A 21,683-nucleotide genomic window follows, 5' to 3' on the forward strand; every position below is an offset into this window, starting at 1 on the left:
CTGATGGCTGGTCAGTGTCGAAATGGCATCAAGAAATGCTTTGAAGAGAGCATATTGCATAACAGCATCCCTAAAAGTAGGTGACTGCTGCATTATAGTTCAAACAACAGATAAGACGAACTTAGCCCTTTGAGTACTTGATAATCTAGCTATTAATTTACCACGTATAAGAACTCCTTTCTTGAAGCCCCTATACGTTTAGTTTTATTATTTATAAATCTTTCTTTAAATTTTTATCAAAAAAAGCAACCATCTCCTTATACAATTCTTTTCTGTTTTCCATTTTGTAAAAACCGTGTCCTTCGCCTTTTTTGGTCAGCCACTTATATTCTTTACCAGCATGATCCAGCTTAGACTTCAGTTTTTTTGCATGATCAAAGTGTGCTCGAATATCCTCCTCACCATGAATGATAAAAAGATCAGCTTTAATTTTATCAACTTGGTAAGCAGGCGAGAATGCCATTAGTTCTGCCTTATCTTTGCCAAGGACCTTTTTAAGATAGTTCTCACCTGACTCTCTCCCTGGAATATCTCCTTTCTCGTACATCATTTCCATATCGTATATACCAACATACCCAATCGCACACTGATAAAGGTCAGGCTCTTTCACCACACTCATCAGCGATGCATAACCTCCATATGATGCACCATAAATACAAATACGATTTTTATCCGCTACACCTTCAGCAATAGCCCACTGAGTAGCATCGGTCATATCATTAATCATTTTACCGCCCCACTGGCGATAACCAAGTTTTTCAAATCTCTCGCCATAGCCACCGCTTCCTCTGAAATTAACCTTTAAGACGGCGTAACCTTTACTGGCCAAAAACTGTACATCTGGATCATAAGTCCAGTAGTCTCTAGGGCCATGAGGTCCACCATGAGGAATAATGATCATTGGAAGACCCGCCTTCTGGCCAACCGGTAAGGTAAGGTAACCGAAGAGTTCCACTCCATCACGAGCTTTCATACTAAACGCTTCAGTTGCAGCTAACTCTTTATTTTCGAGCCATGGCATAGCCGAAAACACTTTCTCTAAGCTCTGTTTCTCAGTATTAAAGAGATAGAAAGTACCGGGATTTTTTTCAGAATTCACATAAAGAATGGCCTCTTTTCCATCCCATGTCCTATTAATAAAGTTAATCTCTGAATGGGGAAAACTCTTCTGTAGTGAAGGGTACCACTTACTGACTGGATCTTTGTTATCAAGTACAATTACTTTGCTGTAGTCTGGCGTTAAGTGTATAGCCTGAGGATTTCCACGCCAAGCTTCAACTGAATCAAGGTCTACCCTGGGGTTTCGATAAACAAGACTGGTTTTTTTACTATCGACATTAAAAGCAAAAAGAGCTTCTGTATCTATCTTAGAGCCACTTACTTCCTGTCTCGAGGTGAAAAAAAATGATTTACCATCAGGAGAAAATGAGATCAGGTTTATACCATTATTGTGATCTTCAAACCTTTTAAGCAACTTCCACTTATCACCATTACTTTCACGATAGTAGAACTCATTATAATTCAGTCCCCCTTCACTAACGTTGGATGTAGCAACTCGAATCTGCCCCTCTTGGTCCGCAAGTAATTCACCAAAGTCACCAGGTGAGCGAGCAACCCTGACCTTTTTACCTGTGTAAATATTCAGCTTGTAGGCAGTCACGCGATTCGAGGCATCCTGATTAAGGGGAGTAGAAGCAATCAGAATACGCTTTGGATCTTCTGGTAATATATCCAGAAAAGACATTCTCTCAACGGTAGGGTTTACTGCTAAACCACTTTTAGACTGGTAGCCAAAGATCAACTTTTTACGGCTCCCATCGGCATTCATAGCAACAACATTACCTGTATTAAAAGGAGCCTCCAATCCACCCGCCTTACGATAAACGGAAGCAACAACCCTTTCGTCACTCACCCACCTAACTCCACCTGGCTGCTCTCGACCAGTGAAACTAAGGACTCCAGTAACGTCCATTGTTTTTCTATCAATAATAACAACAGTATTTTTACCACTATCCTCTACGGTTGCGGAAAAATACTTACCATCCGGTGAAATTTTGATACTTCGATATTTACTTGGAGTTACTAGGTCATCAATCGAGGGTTTTTCTATAGCGAAAGAGAAACTTACGCTAAATGCTGTTAATAAAAGTACGGAAAGCACTTTCTTATACATAAACAATAATTCCTTTATCTTATAATCACGATGAAAAATATCAGAAACCAACCTCTATATTGCACCTGATATTTTTAATTCCATGACAATCGTATTAAATACACCAAATAAAAAATATTTCATCTCCTACGAAAAACAGTATGCAAATATTTGAAAACATTAAAAAATGAAATCCCCCCCTTCCCACCCAGAATAGCTCTGGATGGCAGTTAGAGGGAAAGGGGGGAAACTTTCTAAATCACTATTCAAATCATATTTATCAACCGCTCTTCAAATCCTGTTCCAAAAACCCAATCCAGGAATTGGCTCGACCACGACTGCTCTTTATTTCAGTAGCCTTGCGCATCAACTCCAAAGACTTTCGAGTATCTCCCAATTGATAATGGGCCATCCCCGACAAAAACAACATCTCACCCGTATGCTTATCTTTCATGCCTTCTGCTGGATCAGCTGCCAGCTTCAACAACTCATCGAAACGTTCAGATTGAGCCAGCATACGCCCCAGCTTCAATTGCAAATCAGCATCGCTTTTGAGTGCTAATGCTTCATAAAAAGCATCAACAGCCTTACGAGACTCTTTGGCATGAGACCAGAAGTTCGCCAGACGCTTATAGTTGTCAAAGTTTGCTTCAACAGCTCCCTTGTCCAGCCCATCCTGATAAACAAGACCTGCTTGATAAGGCACTCGGCGGTAAGTTAAAAAATTAGCCAGCTGAGTGTAATCGCTTTCCTTCTCATATAGACCGTGTCGGTATGCAGCTCGCAGAGCAGCCAGAGCTTGACGATCACGCTTGATAGACATATTCATGCCAGAAAGCTGCTGCCAGTACTTCTTCTTCTGCGGGGCTATCTTAACCAGAGTTTCCAGCACTTTAATGGCACTGGGAATATCCTTTAGCTCATAATGAGCAGCCAGAAGCAATGTGTACCAGGACTCTGGTGGCTCTTTTGAAGCCTCTATAGCCTTGGTCGTTGGCTCTATCACATTCTCCCACTGATTCAGGCGAGAATAACCATTTGCCAGCATGATCCAGGCTCTTGCAGGGATAGACACACCTTCTTCAAGATTTGACATCCACTCCAGCAAAACCTCTACACCTTCCTTATACTCACCTTTCATCATCAAAAGTTGAGATAAGTTGTAGCGCACTTGCTGGGCTGCAGGTAAATGCAGAGCATCCTCAGACAATGATGCTCTAAAAAACTTCAAAGCCTTATCAAATTGCTCCTGGTTGGCATACACGACACCGAGCATTTGGTTAACTGCTGCCTTATCGTATTTACTACCGCTTACCTTGCTTAGTACATGTTCCAGACTGGCCTGAGCCGCAGAATAATCATCTTCTGCTAATTGCTCCTGAGCCTTGGTTAAGTACTTATAGGTAATATTTCTAAGCTCAGGCGCTTTTTTGGGTGCTGCAAATGCAGGTGATGAGAGCGCAATACTCGATGAAAGAGCCATCAGAGCGAGCACAGCATTTATTTTTCTCATTCGCTATACCTCTTTAATGGTTAATCGAGATTAAACTCATACGGCAGTTCAAAGACCTTACTCATCACAGGCTTTCCATCTTGTGTTGCAGGCTTGAACTTCCACTTCGCAGCAGCTTTCTTTACAAACTTTGCAAACCCATACCCTCGCGGCTTTTCCTTCAAAATTTTCAGATCAACAACTCGACCTTGAGGATTCACTCTATAGGTCATAATTACTAACCCAGTCTGCCCTTTTTGAAGCGCCTTTCTCGGGTAACCTGCATTAAACTGGTTCAGAGGAACTGGGCCACCATCACTAGTTCTTCCGCTTGATGCAAAGCTTCCTGCTCCATTACCCACTGCCAGATCAAGATCAACATCCATCTTCGGAATGTCCATTTTGACCTGCTCGATCACCGGTTTGTCCACCTGTTGGGAAATTTTCATTTCCGGAGGAGGTGGCGGCTTTTTCGGCTGTGGCTTGGGTATTTCCCTTTTCTTTTCTTTAATGGTCTCAGGTCGCTGCAACCGGATAAATTCGCTGATGCGAGTATCATCGGCATTTACCAGTTCATGCCTATTGCTGTTTACCAGCGCATTCATGACGGCAAATAAGCCCAGTGCGACAGCAAAGCCAAGACCCAGAGATATCAAATAACGCATGGGTGCCTCCAGCCTTACTGCTCTTTCGCTGAGATCGAGATACTGTAGACCCCTGCCAGCCTGACCTGATCCATGACTTCCACTACGATCCCGGATTTGGCTTCCTTATCCGCCTGGATAACCACAGCCCCTTCCGGATTCTCAGCTTTCAGTCGCTCTACGTTGGCACGAACAGCGCCTACTTCAACTCGACGTTTGTCGATCCAAACCGCGCCAGTGTCACTCACAGCAATCATGATATTGCCTTTTTTGACTACCTGAGCAGAGTTTGCAGTAGGCCTGTTTACATCAATACCCGCTTCCTTAATAAACGACGTTGTCACAATGAAGAAGATCAACATGATGAACACGATGTCGAGCATCGGGGTCATATCGATTCCTGCATCTTCCTGAGCGCCGTTACTGTAACGTCTTCTCATTTTTCATTCCTCCCATCCCTGAAGGGTTGTCACAAATGTCTGTGAAGCTCTTCTAAACAGTTCAGTTGCGACACACCCTTATGACTGCGGATGAGTAATAGTTATTCTTCTTTGAGCTCAAGGCTGATTCTCAAGCTCAAGGCCGCTTAATGCTGTAATGAGTCTGAAACCTGATGCGTTGCCCGGTTTGCACGTTTCTCCAGCAAGGCACTGAAATAAAGGCCAGAGAGTGCAGCAACCATACCTGCCATGGTCGGGATAGTAGCCTTTGAGATACCTGATGCCATAGCCCTTGGGCTGCCTGTCCCGGTGACGGCCAGTACATCAAATACTGAAACCATGCCGACGACCGTTCCCAGCAGACCCAACAGCGGACAAAGCGCTATCAGAGTTTTGATCATGGGCATCCCACGATTCACACTCAGAGAGACTTCAGAAATCATGGCCAGTCGAATCTTTTTGGCGTTCCAGGACAGTTTGTCTGTTCTGGCTTCCCAATCGCCCATGGTTTTCTTAATCAGCTTTGGGTACTCAGTGAAAAAGTAGAGATATCTCTCAATCACCAATACCCAGAGCAGCAGGGTCAGCACAAACAGCATCATCAGTACATCGCCGCCCATGCCCAGAAAACGGCGGATGGATTCGAGCTCTTCAATTAACCAGAGCATATCCAACTCCTCCCTCTCTTATGAATGGACGGGTTGCGCGTCCTGAGGACTTACAGAAGACTTCATATTACGAGCACCGGTATTCAGATCTTGTTCCTGGTGCCTGGCAATAAAGCCAGCACTTTGTTCTTCAAGCACCTGAATCATGCGACGGCTCTTGGTTTGTACCAAACTATGGGCAAACAAGGTTGGAATAGCCACAACCAGACCCAGCATGGTCGTTACCAGTGCTTCAGAAATACCGTTAGCCATCAGCTTCGGATCACCGGTACCAAACAGGGTAATCGCCTGGAAGGTTGCAATCATACCCACCACGGTACCCAACAGACCCAGCAAAGGAGCAACGGAAGCAATCAGCTTAATGGAGCCCACACCACGTTCGATGGAAGGTGCAGAACGCATGATGATCTCATCCAGTTTGAGCTCCAGGGTTTCCAGATCGGATTCACGGTTGTCCTGGTAAGTCTGCATGATCTCACCCAGAGGATTCCCCTTGATGACTTGCTCAGACTTCTGCTGTTTACTGACACCCAGGCCGATACGGGTCAGGTTCAGATAGCAGAACAATGCCAGGAACATACCCAAGGCACCCAAACCAAGAATGACATAACCAACAACGCCGCCCTGATCGATACGCTCAGTTACGCTAGGACTCTGAACCAACAGAGAGAGAATCTGGCCACGAGATGGATCAACGTAGAAAGGAACAAACCCGGCTGTAGACTCTTCCAATCCTTCTACAGAAGAAAGGATGGAAGAGTCAGGCTGACGAGACAGTTCCTGGAACTTACCCACAGCAGGTGAGTAGTTCAGGTATTTACCATCAGCAATAGCATTGAAGGTACCCACACGAATAATGTCTTTTTGGGCTTCATTACCTTCACCGTATACGACAGTTGCAGGCATTTTAACCACACGACCCGCTTCTACCATTTCCTGTAGAATTTCGTGCCAGAAATTTTCGAGCTTAGCAGTGGTTGGCAGCTTTTTACTCTCAGCCATCTCCGCCATAAAAGCAGTACGCTCAGGGTATTGAGCGGTAATCATAGAGGCTTCAAAGATACCTCTGTTATCACCGGCAAACTGACGTACAACACCAAACAGCTCTTTCAATTCGCCCGAGCGAATATCGAGCGTGTTTTGAGTTTCTTTCAACTCCTGCTCATTGAGGTCAGATTGCTTAAGGAGCTTATCGCTCAGTGTTTCCTGGGCTTTCAACTCAGCTTTTGCATCTGCCAGCAACTGTTGCTGGTTATTTTTCTCACTCAGAAAGCGAGCTTCGCGAGCTCGGTTTTCACGACTTTCTGTAACACCGTCTTGCTTGATTTTATCGAGCAGGCCTTGCAGAGCCTTCAGCCCATTGTCGGCTGTCAGCCCTGTTTCTGCCGATGCTGGAGCAGCAATACCCACAGCCCCCATTCCCATAAAGACAGTGATAGCAACTGGCTTAATCGCCTTTTTCAGATTATAAAAGGAGTTTTGAAGGTACTTCATTACGCATCCTCCGCTGTACGAACAGGCAGCTTGATCAGGTTATGCGGCGCCTGTTTGCGGGCAATTTTCAGGCCCTGATTTACACCGGCACGATAACTCTCTGGCAGGACTTCCCATTGACGGGTTTCCTTATTCCACTGACCGGTTTCAGCACCATCCAGTGATTGATAAAGCAGAGCTACACGACCAATGCGGAGGAAGTTATAAGTACGGGTATCATCGCCCTCACCCAGACTGGCTTCATAGGCTTCAATAGTGCGGCCGAAGTCAGTTTCAATCTGGTAGGACTCGAGAATCTTGCGGTATTTTTCTGAAGTAGTAACGTTTGGACTGTCCAGTGTTTCACTCAATCGAGCAACACGATCACGACGTTCTTTCATCTGGAAAGGAACATCCAACTCAATGAACTCTTCCAACGCTTCGACCATTTTCAACATGAGAGGGGTAATCTCAATATTGGTTTGGTCCAGAGTTTTGATTTGCTCCAGCATGGATTGAATTTCATTTTGCTGGGCATTGACCACTTTTTGCAATTGACGGTTGTAGACTTTGAGCGCCTCAACCTGACGAATCACACCTTTATAATCAGCCAACAGATCCTGAGTCTGGTTAGACAATTTGTCTACCTTGACCTGAGAGACCTGAGAAGCCTTGTCAGTTTTTTGCTGAGTGGATAACGCACTGGAAAGAGGATCTTCTGCCAATGCAGCGGGGGATAGTAATGAAGCCGACAACGCAGTACTTAATGCAAGTACGCTGCACAGGCTTTTAACCTTGTGAGTTTTTATTTTCATTGTAGTCATGGACTGCCATTTCCCATGAGGGTTTTTATTATCTTATTTTTGGAAAAGGTGGGCACTGTTAAACAGTACCCACCCGATGGATCAGAATGTGTAATTCACCTTACCATAAATGTAAGTACCTACATTACTGTGAGTACTCTGCTCAATACCTGAGCTATCTCCATCAAAGAATGGAGCCAACTCATCGGTAACATTGTCCACACCAAAGGTCAGCTTGGTATTTTCAAAACCTGTATAAGCAACCTGCAAGTCAAGCGTGTAAAGTCTGTCAACTTTCTTATGCTCGAACTGATATGGCTGCTCGTAAGAACTGGTGTAGTTAACTACAGCAGTATTAGTAAAGTCGCCCTTATTCCATACAAAGAACAGCTTGGATTTTGTGCGTGGACCAGAGCCTGAGAAAGATCCGGCAGTACCCGTCAGGTCATCAACACCACCGTTGCTATTACCCAACTTGTAAGTTTTGATAAAACTCGTCTTGTAGCGAGTTTCCAAAGTACCGTGTGCAGCCAGATCCCATGTATAAGCAATCTCTGCGTCCAGACCATGAATCTCTTGTTGCGATACGTTCACGTATTGATTCGTGATGTACTCAATACGACCAGTATCAGGATTACGAACAACTGCATCACTTCTGTCATCTATCAAAGTTTGAGAGCTACGCGTTGTTATCAGGTTAGTGTTACGAATTTTGTATGCATCCATTTTGATCTCAAAAGAATCAATAGGCTCCCATACAAATCCGATATTATAGGTCTCCGCTTCCTCAGCTTCGAGATCAGCGTTACCAGAGCGTACAACCTGATACTGCTTGGCTTCACATTTATAGTCATCAGATGGGTCGTCTGTACAACCTGCTGTATCTTCAAGGTCAACGTAGGATACTGAGTTACCACCGAACAACTCTGGCAAAGTAGGCGCTTTAAATGCAGTACTGTATGAACCACGGACTACTACACTATCGACAGGCTGCCAGCGGAATGCAAACTTAGGATCAAATGTGTTACCGAAATCGGAGTATTTTTCAGCACGCCCTGCAATCTGAATCTCTACATCTTCATGAACCGGAATCGCAAATTCTGTGTAGAATGCTTTGATATCACGATCGCCTTCAGCACCAGTACCTCCAGAACCGAGGATAGCTCTCTGTTCAATCAGAGGATCAGGAGAGTCTTTAATACTTTCCTTCCGGTATTCTGCTCCCCACGCAAGATAAACGTCACCAGCCGGTAATTCAAATACCGGCATAGAGGCATTTGCAGTTGCAAAGGACATTTTAGAGTCAGCTTCTCGTGACAGACTAACACGGAAGCCATCAATGACAGACTGATCGTTACTGGTCGGAGTCAACGGGTTATAAGAACCATCATCAATCGCATCCAGCATATTCTGGTAATGGATGTAGTTTCGCCCATCGTTAACAACTTTGTTCTGGCTATAACCAACAGAAGCATCCCAGTCAATATCTCTTTCACCAAAGCTAAGAGCACCAGTTAACCCCGTAACAAACCGATAAGTTTTACTATCAATCGAGTTCAGACGCTGACCTACATCTGCATAGCGGCTGTATACCTGAGCATCCTGTCCATAAGGATTATTTGGGTTGCTGGCAGGCAGATCCAGTGGCAAACTACCAACGGGTGAAAAGTGTGGTGTTGGGGCAGAGACCGTGTCTGTTTGGGTCCGAGCGTATGCCAACTCAACAAAACCGCTGACACTCTCATTAAAGTCATGATTAATGCTGCTCAGGATTCCATAACGCTCAGATGGCGGAATATACTGCAACTGATCGTTATAGTTGAAACGACAGCCATTACCCGTAGGATCGTTACATATTGAAGTGTCATCCGCAAGGACAACACGAGGATATATAGACCTCGAACTTCTCCAGTTGATCCCGCCATTAGCTGACTGATCTGCATCAGCCATATTTTGGCGATCCCTCATCATAATATCTTTCTGGTTATAGTAGTCTAGGGATACCATGACATTGGTATCACCAAATGTCTTACCAGTAACCAGATTAAGCTGACCTTTCTGGCCGTCACTGTCGTTGGTTGATCCATAGCTAACAGCGACTTCATTTCCTTCAAAGTCCTTTCTCAGAATAACGTTGATTACACCAGCAATGGCATCCGATCCATAGATAGCAGATGCGCCATCCTTTAGAACTTCAACACGATCAACGGCGCTGAGTGGAATGGAGTTAAGATCCACGCCTGTTTCATTAATATTCTGAGCAAAACCAAAGTTGGCAACACGACGACCATTCAGAAGAACGAGTGTGCGGCTAGAACCAAGACCACGCAATGAAACAGAAGCCGAACCAGGAGCAAAGCCATTGGTAAAGCTCTCGTTATAACTGTCAGAACCATTTTCGGTCAGACCACGGAGCACGTCAGAAACTGTAGTAGCTCCTGTCAGCTCAATGTCTTCACGGGTTATAATGGTGATTGGTGCTGAACCTTCTGCATCCACACGAGAAATCCGAGACCCGGTCACCTGAATCTTTTCAAGCTTTTCAACTTCTTCTGCAATGGCGAGTGTAGAGCCAGCAGAAGCCCCCATAGCCACGACAATGGCCGTGCTAAGTGCAGTTCTTCTGAACATGTTATTATTTTTCCTTGCTATCCACTTATAGTGTTTATTATTGGCCAGCTTGAGCTTTTGGCTCCTTGCCACTACACCGCCATTCCCGGCAGGCGACCTCTGGACTGTCTTTCTATCGATCAAATCAGACACTTGATCGAGTGCAGACACCTGAGGTATTCCCTATAAAACGCAACGGCTAATACCCATTCCCCAACGGGTTTAATACATCAAAGGGGCTCCAGCCCAGGAGAGCTTCAGCCTTAATAGCCTTCCGCTCTTAGCCCGCTCAGGGCTGTATTACCTGTTCCATCACAGCGAGTAATAAAACTGGCATTTATTTGCCGATATTTTCCGGCTTGCCTATAAAATTTTTTACAGGAAAACATCACTGCTCTGCGATTTAATGAGATTAAAAAGCAGCCTTAACAGACTATTATTCAATCAACGCTGGGTAGAAAGAACTCCGTATTGATTACTTCCCGTAATGCCTTTTCGGATCATACGACTGTTTCAAAAATGTGACGCAGTGTGAATTTAAATCTTTTCAATACGTAAAATCAACAATAAATATTGGTTAAATTTTAAGCGTAGTAATTAAACACTGAAATGGACTTTGGGCGAACAGGCTATAGACCACAGAAATCAAGGGCTATAGCCTATTCTTATACGTAGTTTATTAGATGAAAAAATATCAAAAGAGATTATTAAACTGTGACTTCCTTCACGAAACCCAAATCATCAATTAAACCTTACAATTTCAATATAAAAATAAATTTAACTTATTATGAATTTTTATTCATTTGTTTAGTATTTTTGGTCAACCTGTATCGTTTATCCAGTTTAAATAAAGTTGAATTGATAGTGACTTGAAAAAAGTTATGAAATAGAATTTTTCATCTTTATCAAACAGCATAAACAGCCATGAGCGAAGAAAAATATTTTGCGCCACCCTTGAGTATAAAAAATGACCAGCAAAATATTTTTCACGGTAAACAATAAACAAACGATTAATTCAAAATGGACTGAATTAACTGGTCAGTTATCTGCGCAATTAATACACGACAGCTCAGATTCTATACAGACCCTACTGCAACTGTAATTTATGGACAAAATTCAGACAATAAATTTGCATTGCAAGCGTTTAACAGATAAACCCATCTGCTTTGCAAACAATGCAATAAGCCAAAAGCAAGGATGTTAACACTCATGACTAATCCGGTTGAGTGCCCATACAATAGAGAGTGCCCGTCGCAATGAACTATAAAAATATCGTTGGCACCCGCCAGCCAAAACCATTCAAGCGAAAAGCCTTAGCGGCTGTGATTACAGCATCCATAATGATGACAGGGTGTAGCCAGCTCACATCCGAGGCAAAAAACGCATCGTCGTTTTTTAGTGCACAGCCTCCCACACACTCTCAATCTCTTCCTACGGTTAATATCCCTTACAAGAAGTTTGTGCTGGATAACGGATTGACTGTTGTTGTTCACGAAGACAGAAAAGCACCTGTCGTAGCGGTGAATGTCTGGTACAAGGTTGGCTCAAAAGATGAGCCTTTTGGTAAGACTGGGTTTGCCCATCTGTTTGAACACTTGATGTTCAATGGTTCAGAAAACTTTGACCAGGATTTCTTCGTGCCCTTCCTCAGTGCTGGCGCTACGGATATGAACGGCACCACTAATAATGATCGCACCAACTATTTCCAGACAGTCCCCACCCAGGCTCTCGACATGGCACTCTGGATGGAATCTGATCGAATGGGCCATTTCCTGGGAGCTGTCACCCTGGAAAAACTGGACATTCAAAGAGGCGTTGTACAAAACGAAAAACGTCAGGGAGAAAACCGTCCCTATGGCAAGTCCTGGGGTCAAATGGCAGAAGATACCTTCCCAGCAAGCCACCCGTATTCCTGGTCAGTGATTGGCTCTATGGAAGACCTGGATGCTGCCAGTCTTGAAGACGTAAAAGGCTGGTTTAAACAGTATTACGGACCGTCCAATGCGGTCATTGTCCTTGCTGGCGACATCGATGAAAAAACAGCAAAAGAAAAAGTGGGTAAATACTTTGCCGACATCCAGCCCGGACCTCCCCTGAGTGTACCAGGTGCCTGGGTAGCCAAGCGTACAGGCGAGAAGCGTCGTGTGATGCAGGATCATGTTACCCAGCCAAGATTGACCCTGAGCTGGAATATCCCTGAAGACGGTAACAAGGAAAACATGGAGCTTCAGGTGTTGGCTTCGATTCTCGGCGGAGGTGAAAACTCCAGACTCTATCAACGTCTGGTCAAAGAAGAGCAGCTGGCGACTGATGTATCAACCTTCGTTTACTCAAGACTTCTGGCAGGACAAATATACATCAGCGCAGACGCTAAACCGGATGCCGATCTTCAGAGAATAGAATCCATTATCCGTGAAGAGCTGGATAAGGTGTTGCAAGAAGGCGTGACTCAAGCTGAATTGGATCAGACTCGTATCCGTTTTACCGCTGACTTTATTCGTGAAACAGAAAGAGTTGGAGGGTTTGGCGGAAAGTCAGACATCCTGGCCTCTGGTGAGGTTTATCATGGCAACCCCGGCTTTTATCAAGTCTCCTCTAAGCAACTGGTTGAGGCCACTCCCGACTCTGTTCAGGCCGCTGGTGAAGAATGGCTGAGTGACGGCGTCTATGTGCAAACCGTTTTGCCTTATACCAAGTACACAGCAGCCAGTGAAGGTGCAGACAGAAGTCAATTACCCTCTGTAGGTGATGGCAAGAAGTTGGATCTTCCTGAAATTCAGCGTGCTGAATTGAGCAATGGGATGAAAATCGTTCTGGCTAATCGCACCAGCACCCCGATGGTTTCCATGCGCCTGCAGTTTAATGGAGGCCTATCCAGCCACCAGAATTATGGCCCAGGTGTTCCTGGTTTTACCCTGGAGATGCTTAAAGAAGGGAATGACAAACTGGACAGTGCAGCGCTTCAAACTCAACTGGACAAGCTCGGCACCACATTGTCGACCTCCATCTCCGGAGATCAGGCATCTGTTAGTATGAGCAGCCTTTCCTCTACACTGGCTCCCAGTCTGGAAATTCTGACTGAAATGGTCACTGCTCCCGGATTTGATCAGAATGATATTGATCAACTGAAAGGACAAAAACTACAGCAGATTGGACAGGAGAAAACCACTCCCACGTCTCTGCTTCAGAGAGAGCTCCCTCATGTGCTCTATAGCTCCGACCACCCTTATGCTACCCCCGCTACAGGTTCCGGTAATACAGAAACTCTGAAAACCATGGAACGAAAGACAGTTGTCAGCTATTACAATGATTGGATCCGTCCGGACAATGCCACACTCTTTTTAGTCGGTGACGTTAACCTGGATCAGTTAATGCCGATTCTGGAACAGAACCTGGCGACCTGGAGCGCACCTGAAAAGGCTATCCCTCAGGTGAGTTTCCCTGAAATTGCACAACCTACTCAACCCAAGGTTTATCTGATCAATCAGCCGGATGCCCAGCAATCCACTATTGCAGTGGCTCAGTTACTGCCCGAACTGTCTTCTGATCAGCTGGATGAAGAGCTGTCTTTCAGTGTCTTCAATGACCTGCTGGGAGGCGAGTTTACCTCTCGAATCAATATGAACCTTCGGGAAGAGAAACGCTGGTCATACGGAGCCCGTTCATACAGCAGGGATACCAAAGCCCAGAGACCTTACCTGATTAGGACTTCTGTTCAAACGGACAAAACCGGTCCTGCACTGGAAGAAATCCGTCATGAGTTGAAAGCCGTATTTAGCAACGAGATGGCTTCTACCGATGAAGTGACTCGCTATCGCGATAACCGCCTCAAGGAACAAGCAGGTCGTTTTGAAACCAATGATCGTCTGCTGAATGCCATCAGTCGTGTAGAAACCTACAACCTCCCAGAAAACTATTTGGAGCAATACGCTGACCTGCTCAAGGGCATCAATACCGAGTCTGTTCGTGAAGCCGGAGACAAGCGCCTCGATCCGGAAACCATGATCTGGATGGTCGTGGGTGATCTGGAAAAAATCGAGAAAGAAGTCCGGGAATTGGGATTGGGTGACGTAGTGATACTGCAACCCAAGGGGTAAACAGCAAGCGGTGGGAAAACTCTCACCGCGTTTCAGAATGACACCTTTACTGATCTAGACTAACCTTCTCTCATTCCAGTCAGGAGTCAGTATGGAAAAATCATTATTTTCTGAGCTAAAAGCTATTGGTGTGGACGAAGAGACTGCGGCACATGTTCAAGCATCCTTAAATGGAGAACGCTTTGCATCGAAGAACGATCTGTTAGCCATGCAAAAGCTGATTTATGAACAGAGTGAAAAAGTGATGAACGGCTTCACCAATCTTAAGAGTGAAATCAGTGGTGTCCGGACTGAGCTAAAAAGTGAGATTTCGGACGTAAGAACAGAAATAGGCGGAATGCATCGCCAGTACTGGATAACATTTGGGGGATTGATCACAACCATCATCAGTGTTTTTGCTGTGAACTGGTACTATCACTTGTGACTGTTGAGTGCCTGCGAAGAGGAGATAAGGGAGTCATTTTCCTCATAGAAATGCTAAAGATCCCGTTGAAGAAGCTGCCAGCCAATTCAAGTTATCAATGAGTGCCGATGAACTCATGAAACTACTGCGAGACGATAACTGATGGCTGTGGCATTGCTGGATACCTGCGTACTTCTTTATTCTCGACCCAGCCAGTGATTGGCATAACGGGTCGAAAGACTCTTATATACCCAATGCACACTGAAAAAAACGTCTACTTTAGATGACGTTTCCTTGACAAATAAGTAGAATCCGAGATCAAGGCAACCTGGAGCCTGACCGAGAATGGCACCCGAGCATAAAGCTCAGAAATAACGGTCAGGCTTCTGAGCAGACATTACCCGACTCTGCACAAAAGGACATGCTCCAGTAATCCTGGACATAACGAACAATAATTAAAAAAACGGGAATGAAGTTATTATGAACCGAAAAGCAACCAGGTATCTGGCTGCCACGCTGACAGCGGCTACCCTGCTGACAGGCTGCTCCGGCCCCTGGAATGATCCTAACCCGCCATCAGACCCAGAACTGAATACCTATTTCGGCAGTTTTATCAATCGTCCCAAACATCTTGATCCAGTCAGGTCCTACAGTTCTGAGGAAGGTCTTTTCCTAGATCAGATTTATGAGCCGCCTCTTCAGTATCATTTCCTGAAACGCCCTTATGAGCTTCAACCGGCTACTGCTGAGAAGCTTCCAGAAATCACGTTTCTCAATGACCAGTTAAAGCCCGTTTCAGAAAACGAAACTCCTGCCTACAGCCTGGTCACTATAAAGCTCAAACCCGGTACGCTTTACCAGCCACACCCGGCTTTTGCCAAAGATCAGGAAGGCAACCCACTCTATATTTTCAGCACTCCGGAAGAGAGCGCACCCTACATACTGCTGCAAGACTTTACTGAACAAGCTACTCGTCTATTGAATTCTGATGATTACATTTATCAGATCAAACGTATGGGTGACCCTCTCAATAAGTCACCACTGATCGGGCTCATGTCTGACTATATCGTTGGTATGAAAGAGTTCGGACAAAAAGTCAAAGACGCCAGACAGGAAGACCAATGGCTTGATCTCCGTGATTTCGAAATGGAAGGTCTCCAGAAAGTAGACGATCTGACTTACACGATTCGAATCAAAGGTACCTATCCCCAGTTCACTTACTGGCTGGCTATGCGTTTCTTTGCTCCTGTCCCCTTTGAAGCCGATCGTTTTTACCATAATCCTGGCTTTGAGAAGAAAAACCTGACACTGGACTGGAACCCAATTGGTACTGGCCCCTTCATGATGACCCGGAACACCCCCAACCGTGAAATCATTCTGGAGAAAAACCCGAATTACCGGGATGACTTTTATCCTACAGAAGGCACCAAAAAGGATTCTGAAAAAGGCTATCTCGCCGACGCTGGCAAAAAACTCCCCTTTATTGATAAGGCCATTTTCCGCTATGAGAAGGCCACCACTTCACAATGGAGTAAATTCACTCAGGGCTATTACGATCGCTCTGGAGATGGCAGTTCGAATATAAACACCGCCACATTCGACCAAGCTTTTACTGTTGGGCCTGATGGCATAGAGCTGACAGAAAAGCTGGAACAGATAGATGTAGTTGTCGACGAAGAAAACCGTCCATCTATTTTTTACACTGGCTTTAATATGCTTGACCCAGTAGTAGGTGGCTATACAGAAGATAAACAGAAACTCCGTCAAGCCATTAGTATTGCCTTCAATGATCAGGAATATATCGACATTTTCAGAAACGGTATTGGTCAAGCTGCTCATGGCCCCATTCCACCAGGCCTCTATGGCTATAAGTCTGGCCAGATAGGTATGAATGGCTACATATACGACTGGAATGAAAAGACCAAAAGCGCTGTTCGCAAGCCCATTGAGTATGCCAAAAAGCTTCTATCTGAGGCGGGTTATCCCAATGGACGTCATGTTGAAACTGGTGAGCCCCTTATCCTTTATATGGACACCACTGCTCAAGACAACAGCCCGGTAGCAGATTGGTATAAAAAGCAGTTCGCCAAACTCAATATTCAACTGGAGTTCCGCACAACAGACTACCCCCGTTTCAAGGAAAAAATGCGCCAGGGGAATACCCAGATTTTCCGCTGGGGCTGGTTGGCCGATTATCCTGACCCTGAAAACTTCCTGTTCTTGCTGGATAGTCGCCAGGGGCTGGTGAAATGTGCATGCGATGGAAGTAATTCAAGCAACTATGACAACCCTGAGTTTGACCGCCTGTACGACCAGGTTAAATCTCTCCCCAACGGACCTGAAAGACAAGTTGCCATTGATCAAATGGTAGAAATAGTTCAGAAAGACAGCCCCTGGATCTGGGGAATGAACGATAAAGATTACTACCTTTCTAACCAGTGGGTCTTTAACACTAAACGACACGGTATCAGTCAGGGAACGCTCAAATACGTTCGCCTTGACCAGAATATCCGTGAAGAAAAGCAAGTGACCTGGAACACTCCTAATGTGGTTCCGTTACTGGGTAGTATCGGTCTGCTTCTGGCACTGATCATTCCTGGAATAGGCGCCTACCGTCGCAGGCAAAAACTGACCATCGAAACAGAATAGTTATAAGGACAGTTGCCCATAGTGAAAGAAAGCGGACGGACACTGAGATCCTGTGTCCGTTTCCAGAGATTTCAGGGTTACCATGCCTATAGCGGAATAAACAATATGCTTGTATACATACTGAGAAGACTCTTTTACGCACTGCCGATTCTGATTGGCGTTAATATCCTGACCTTCCTGTTGTTCTTCGTAGTGAACACCCCGGAAGATATGGCAAGAGCCCACCTGGGCGACAAATACGTTACTGAAGACGCCATCAGTAACTGGATTGAAGAGAAAGGTTACGACGATCCCCTGTTCTACAACAGTGAATCCCAGGGAACGAGCTCTCTCACTGATACGATATTCTTCAACAAATCACTCAAACTTTTTGCGTTTGATTTTGGCCGCTCCGATGAAGGCCGTGATATCAGTTCTGATATTTCTGACCGCATGGGACCCAGTCTGGCTCTGGCACTGCCCACCTTTATTATCGGAGTCTGGATTAATATCTGTGTAGCCCTTATGGTGCTTATGTTCCGAGGCAGTCGTCTTGACCGCTTTGCGGTTTCTATTTTTGTCACCCTGATGTCCATCTCCTATCTCTTCTACATCATCGTGGGACAATACTCGATCGCAAAACTGTCCAAGCTGGTGCCCGTCTCAGGATTCAATGAAGGTATTGACGCCTGGCGATTTTTGATACTCCCCATCATCATTGGGATCATTGCCGGCATCGGGGCTGGAGCCCGCTGGTACCGAACTTTATTTATCGATGTATCAGGACAGGATTTCTCCCGAACCGCTCGAGCTAAAGGCGTGAGTGAAGCCGGTGTCCTGTTCCGACATATTCTGCCCAATGCCATGCTGCCAATTCTGACAGGGGTCGTCGTGGTCATCCCCACCCTGTTCATGGGTAGTCTGCTTATGGAGTCATTCTTTAGTATTCCCGGACTGGGCAGCTATATGCTGGATGCCATCCGTGCTCAGGATTTTGCCATCGTCCGTGCCATGGTCTTCCTGGGATCAGTGCTTTATATCACTGGCCTCATCATGACTGACATTTCTTACACCTGGGCTGATCCCCGGGTACGACTGAACTAGGGAGGGGCTCGAAATGGATTTAGCATTTAAACCTGTTGTCCTCTGGACCGATGTCCTGATCTTCATTCTGGTCGGACTGGTATCGTTTTTCATTTACACCCTGCGCCGTAATCCTGAAAACAGGAATCGCTGGCGCGAAGTATTCTCAACAAAGCTGGGCATGAGCACCTTTGTCATTATCATGACGTACGTCAGTGTTGCTCTACTGGACTCCCTGCACTTTCGGACAGAACTGCCGCCTGCTGAAGGACAAAGTTCTGAGCAGGTTTACTACAACAATACTGTTAACAGTGTTTTGGATCTGATGCTGGGCGAAATGGGTGAGCGACAGGAAAGAACCTATTCCTCCTCTTTCTCTCTGAAATCCTGGAACCGGGAAAACATCAAGACCGAGACAGGTGAGACGATTCGAGACTATCCCGAACTGACGTTTGGTGGCCAACATCTGGACAGCCCTGACGATCAAGCCATTGATATGGTTTTTCAGTCTTTCAAGGGCATCTTCCTGGGTCTGATTCTGGCCGGAATGCTGATCAGCATTCACTGGCTACTCCTCAAACGCAGCAAGTCTACTGAGCCTGCTTTGCCCTGGTCTTCAGCATGGATCACGTTTGCTGTCGTCATGGCTATCTTCGGCTGGCTGGTCACCATGGGTAATCTTTACCATGTTCTGGGTACAGACCAGGCTGGTAACGATACGCTCTATGAAAGTCTGAAAGGCATACGGACCGGTGTTCTGATCGGCACTCTGGCTACATTAATCACCATGCCCATAGCCATTTCTCTGGGTATCATGGCGGGTTATTTCAGGGGTTGGGTGGATGACATTATTCAGTATATTTACACCACGCTGATCTCTATTCCCGGCCTGTTGCTGATTGCTGCGTCTGTTCTGCTTTTCCAGGTTTGGATCAATAACAACCCATCCTACTTTGAAGTCGGTCTGGAAAAGGCCGATGCCAAGTTCCTGGCACTCTGCTTCATCCTGGGTATCACCAGCTGGACCACACTCTGTCGTCTGCTCAGAGCAGAAACCCTGAAGATCAGCCAGCTGGATTACGTTCAGGCGGCTCATGCCTTTGGTGTCAGCCACCTGCAAATTATCTGGCGTCATATCCTGCCAAACCTGAGCCATATCATCCTGATCTCCTTTGTACTGGACTTCAGTGGTCTGGTGCTTGCCGAAGCGGTTCTTTCCTACATAGGTGTAGGTGTTGATCCTGCAATGGCCAGCTGGGGCAACATGATTAACATGGCCAGTACGGAACTGTCTCGTGAGCCTTCCATCTGGTGGAATCTGGCCGGTGCATTTGTATTGATGTTTACTCTGGTTCTCTCCGTCAACCTTTTCTCTGATCTGGTCAACGACGCTTTTGACCCCAAAACCAAGTTGGAGACTGCCTGATATGAGCATTGCAGAAGCCGTAAGGGAGACCGAGGCAAAAGCTGTTGAAAACAAGGAACTGGCTCTTCAGGTATCCAACCTGAATGTTGTCCTGAGACACCAGCCCGATACCCGCATTCTGAAAGACGTCAACTTTCAGTTGAATAAGGGTGAAGTCTTTGCCCTGGTTGGCGAATCAGGCAGTGGCAAATCCATGACGTCACTGTCGATCATGCGTCTATTACCCGATGCCCTGAAAATCACCCGGGGAAAAATCCAGCAGGGTGACACCAATCTGTTTGCCCTGACTGAACAGGAAATGAGCACCATTCGTGGCAAGAAGATCGCCATGATCTTTCAGGATGCACTCACCTCTTTGAACCCTGTTCAGAAAGTGGGTGACCAGATTGCTGAAACGCTTAAAATTCATACCAGTCTGGCTGGCGACGAAATCAAAAAACGCACTATTGGGCTGTTTGAAGAAGTAGGCCTTCCTGATCCGGATAAACGGGTTGACTGGTATCCTCACCAAATGTCGGGCGGTCAGCAGCAGCGTGTCATGATTGCCATGGCCCTGGCTTGTGAGCCTGATATTCTTTTGGCGGATGAGCCGACTACAGCTCTGGACGTGACTATTCAGAAGCAGATTCTGGAACTGGTGAAGAAACTGACGGTCAGCCATGACCTGGCAGTACTGCTCATTACTCATGATATGGGTGTTGTACGTGAAACCGCCGACCGGGTGGGCGTTATGTACCAAGGTGAAATCATTGAAGAGGGCAGCTGTAATGCGTTCTTTGAAAACCCTCAGCAAGAGTACAGCCGTCGTCTGATCAACAGCCTGCCTGATATGGATACTTATCGTCCGGCTACTGATCCAGCCCCCCTGCTCAAGGTGGATAATCTGGAAGTTCACTTTCCTGTTCGTAAGGGACTTCTACAGCGAGTACATGATTACACCAAAGCCGTAAATGGCATCAGCTTCTCCATTGCCAAAGGCGAAACATTAGCTCTGGTGGGAGAGTCCGGTTGTGGCAAGTCCACCACAGGTCGTGCCATCCTTAACCTGGAAAAAGCGACCGGTGGTGAGATCTGGTACAACAATCAGAAAGTTAACGCTTTCTCCCGCAAGGAAATGCTGCCCCTTCGCAAGAAGATTCAGGTTATTTTCCAAAGCCCATACTCTTCCATGAATCCTCGTATGACCGTGGGCGACATTATTGAAGAAGGTATGGTCAGCCTGAAGATGGGTCTTAGCAAGGCAGAAAGAGAGCAACGTGTTGCGTCACTTCTGAACCGAGTTCAGTTGGAACCAGAACATCGCTACCGATATCCACACGAATTCTCAGGTGGTCAGCGTCAGCGTATCGCCATTGCCCGTGCTCTTGCTGTTGAGCCAGACCTGATTATTTGCGATGAGCCCACCAGTGCACTGGATGTATCTATCCGGGCCGAAGTCATGGATCTGTTGCTTGAATTGCAAAGAGATCTGCAAGTGTCCTACCTGTTCATTACTCACGACCTTTCAATCATTCCTCACCTGGCTCACCGGGTAGCGGTTATGCAGGGTGGTAAGATTATTGAACAGGGTAAAACGGAAGATGTACTGACCAACCCGCAACATGATTACACTCGTAATCTGTTGAGTGCGGTTCCTAAAGTGCATTGATTTAGGCTGGAAAGCTGGAAAGCTGGAAAGCTGGAAAGCTGGAAAGCTGGAAAGCTGGAAAGCTGGAAAGCTGGAAAGCTGGAAAGCTGGAAAGCTGGAAAGCTGGAAAGCTGGAA

At 45.9% G+C, this 21,683-nt stretch carries 14 protein-coding genes; 6 read left to right on the forward strand and 8 right to left on the reverse strand.

Translation table 11 applies throughout. The annotated features are described in order from the left end of the window. Positions 1-211: 211 nt before the first annotated feature. The 8 genes from ACR2PX_RS26770 to ACR2PX_RS26805 form a co-directional block, all read right to left on the reverse strand. Positions 212-2,173, reverse strand: coding sequence for a prolyl oligopeptidase family serine peptidase (locus ACR2PX_RS26770; protein ID WP_434002413.1), 1,962 nt, complete (start codon positions 2,171-2,173; stop codon positions 212-214). A gap of 259 nt (positions 2,174-2,432) precedes the next feature. Beyond that, positions 2,433-3,665 (reverse strand): tetratricopeptide repeat protein, encoded by a 1,233-nt coding sequence (locus ACR2PX_RS26775; RefSeq protein WP_434002414.1) that lies wholly within the window; start codon positions 3,663-3,665, stop codon positions 2,433-2,435. 20 nt (positions 3,666-3,685) lie between these two features. Next, on the reverse strand, positions 3,686-4,300 hold the full coding sequence (locus ACR2PX_RS26780; RefSeq protein WP_434002415.1) for a TonB family protein: 615 nt from the start codon (positions 4,298-4,300) through the stop codon (positions 3,686-3,688). Between the two features lie 23 nt (positions 4,301-4,323). Then, entirely contained in the window at positions 4,324-4,728 is a 405-nt protein-coding gene (locus ACR2PX_RS26785; protein WP_434002416.1) for an ExbD/TolR family protein, read from the reverse strand. A gap of 146 nt (positions 4,729-4,874) precedes the next feature. Next, complete coding sequence (locus tag ACR2PX_RS26790; RefSeq protein WP_434002417.1) at positions 4,875-5,396, reverse strand: MotA/TolQ/ExbB proton channel family protein; 522 nt, start codon at positions 5,394-5,396, stop codon at positions 4,875-4,877. An 18-nt stretch (positions 5,397-5,414) separates the two neighbouring features. After that, positions 5,415-6,890 carry a MotA/TolQ/ExbB proton channel family protein gene (locus ACR2PX_RS26795; RefSeq protein ID WP_434002418.1) on the reverse strand — a complete coding sequence of 492 codons (1,476 nt, stop codon included), beginning with the start codon at positions 6,888-6,890 and terminating at the stop codon, positions 5,415-5,417. Beyond that, positions 6,890-7,684, reverse strand: a complete 795-nt coding sequence (locus ACR2PX_RS26800; protein WP_434002419.1) for a DUF3450 domain-containing protein — start codon at positions 7,682-7,684, stop codon at positions 6,890-6,892. The genes ACR2PX_RS26795 and ACR2PX_RS26800 overlap by 1 nt, the downstream gene beginning before the upstream one ends. Positions 7,685-7,774: 90 nt before the next feature. Next, positions 7,775-10,453, reverse strand: a complete 2,679-nt coding sequence (locus ACR2PX_RS26805) for a TonB-dependent receptor plug domain-containing protein (protein WP_434002420.1) — start codon at positions 10,451-10,453, stop codon at positions 7,775-7,777. 1,085 nt (positions 10,454-11,538) lie between these two features. Here ACR2PX_RS26805 and ACR2PX_RS26810 point away from each other — a divergent pair. The 6 genes from ACR2PX_RS26810 to ACR2PX_RS26835 all read left to right on the forward strand — a co-directional run bounded on the left by ACR2PX_RS26810 (position 11,539) and on the right by ACR2PX_RS26835 (position 21,567). Continuing rightward, positions 11,539-14,379: a M16 family metallopeptidase gene (locus ACR2PX_RS26810; RefSeq protein ID WP_434002421.1), complete on the forward strand. Its 2,841-nt coding sequence runs from the start codon at positions 11,539-11,541 to the stop codon at positions 14,377-14,379. Positions 14,380-14,470: 91 nt separating this feature from the next. Further along, positions 14,471-14,803 (forward strand): hypothetical protein, encoded by a 333-nt coding sequence (locus ACR2PX_RS26815; protein ID WP_434002422.1) that lies wholly within the window; start codon positions 14,471-14,473, stop codon positions 14,801-14,803. A 459-nt stretch (positions 14,804-15,262) separates the two neighbouring features. Next, positions 15,263-17,431: an ABC transporter substrate-binding protein gene (locus ACR2PX_RS26820; protein ID WP_434002423.1), complete on the forward strand. Its 2,169-nt coding sequence runs from the start codon at positions 15,263-15,265 to the stop codon at positions 17,429-17,431. Positions 17,432-17,536: 105 nt separating this feature from the next. After that, positions 17,537-18,514 carry an ABC transporter permease gene (locus tag ACR2PX_RS26825; protein ID WP_434002424.1) on the forward strand — a complete coding sequence of 326 codons (978 nt, stop codon included), beginning with the start codon at positions 17,537-17,539 and terminating at the stop codon, positions 18,512-18,514. 13 nt (positions 18,515-18,527) lie between these two features. Then, on the forward strand, positions 18,528-19,919 hold the full coding sequence (locus ACR2PX_RS26830; protein ID WP_434002425.1) for an ABC transporter permease: 1,392 nt from the start codon (positions 18,528-18,530) through the stop codon (positions 19,917-19,919). A 1-nt stretch (position 19,920) separates the two neighbouring features. Beyond that, positions 19,921-21,567: an ABC transporter ATP-binding protein gene (locus ACR2PX_RS26835; RefSeq protein ID WP_434002426.1), complete on the forward strand. Its 1,647-nt coding sequence runs from the start codon at positions 19,921-19,923 to the stop codon at positions 21,565-21,567. Positions 21,568-21,683: the final 116 nt, after the last annotated feature.

This window comes from Endozoicomonas sp., assembly GCF_051008435.1.
Lineage (GTDB): Bacteria > Pseudomonadota > Gammaproteobacteria > Pseudomonadales > Endozoicomonadaceae > Endozoicomonas_A.

Bases quoted from the DNA above. Each gene is read 5' to 3' on its own strand.
- ACR2PX_RS26800 (WP_434002419.1), bottom strand. From the start codon at position 7,684: ATGAAAATAAAAACTCACAAGGTTAAAAGCCTGTGCAGCGTACTTGCA.
- ACR2PX_RS26835 (WP_434002426.1), top strand. From the start codon at position 19,921: ATGAGCATTGCAGAAGCCGTAAGGGAGACCGAGGCAAAAGCTGTTGAA.
- ACR2PX_RS26815 (WP_434002422.1), top strand. From the start codon at position 14,471: ATGGAAAAATCATTATTTTCTGAGCTAAAAGCTATTGGTGTGGACGAA.
- ACR2PX_RS26770 (WP_434002413.1), bottom strand. From the start codon at position 2,173: ATGTATAAGAAAGTGCTTTCCGTACTTTTATTAACAGCATTTAGCGTA.
- ACR2PX_RS26810 (WP_434002421.1), top strand. From the start codon at position 11,539: ATGAACTATAAAAATATCGTTGGCACCCGCCAGCCAAAACCATTCAAG.
- ACR2PX_RS26825 (WP_434002424.1), top strand. From the start codon at position 17,537: ATGCTTGTATACATACTGAGAAGACTCTTTTACGCACTGCCGATTCTG.
- ACR2PX_RS26795 (WP_434002418.1), bottom strand. From the start codon at position 6,890: ATGAAGTACCTTCAAAACTCCTTTTATAATCTGAAAAAGGCGATTAAG.
- ACR2PX_RS26830 (WP_434002425.1), top strand. From the start codon at position 18,528: ATGGATTTAGCATTTAAACCTGTTGTCCTCTGGACCGATGTCCTGATC.
- ACR2PX_RS26785 (WP_434002416.1), bottom strand. From the start codon at position 4,728: ATGAGAAGACGTTACAGTAACGGCGCTCAGGAAGATGCAGGAATCGAT.
- ACR2PX_RS26820 (WP_434002423.1), top strand. From the start codon at position 15,263: ATGAACCGAAAAGCAACCAGGTATCTGGCTGCCACGCTGACAGCGGCT.
- ACR2PX_RS26775 (WP_434002414.1), bottom strand. From the start codon at position 3,665: ATGAGAAAAATAAATGCTGTGCTCGCTCTGATGGCTCTTTCATCGAGT.
- ACR2PX_RS26790 (WP_434002417.1), bottom strand. From the start codon at position 5,396: ATGCTCTGGTTAATTGAAGAGCTCGAATCCATCCGCCGTTTTCTGGGC.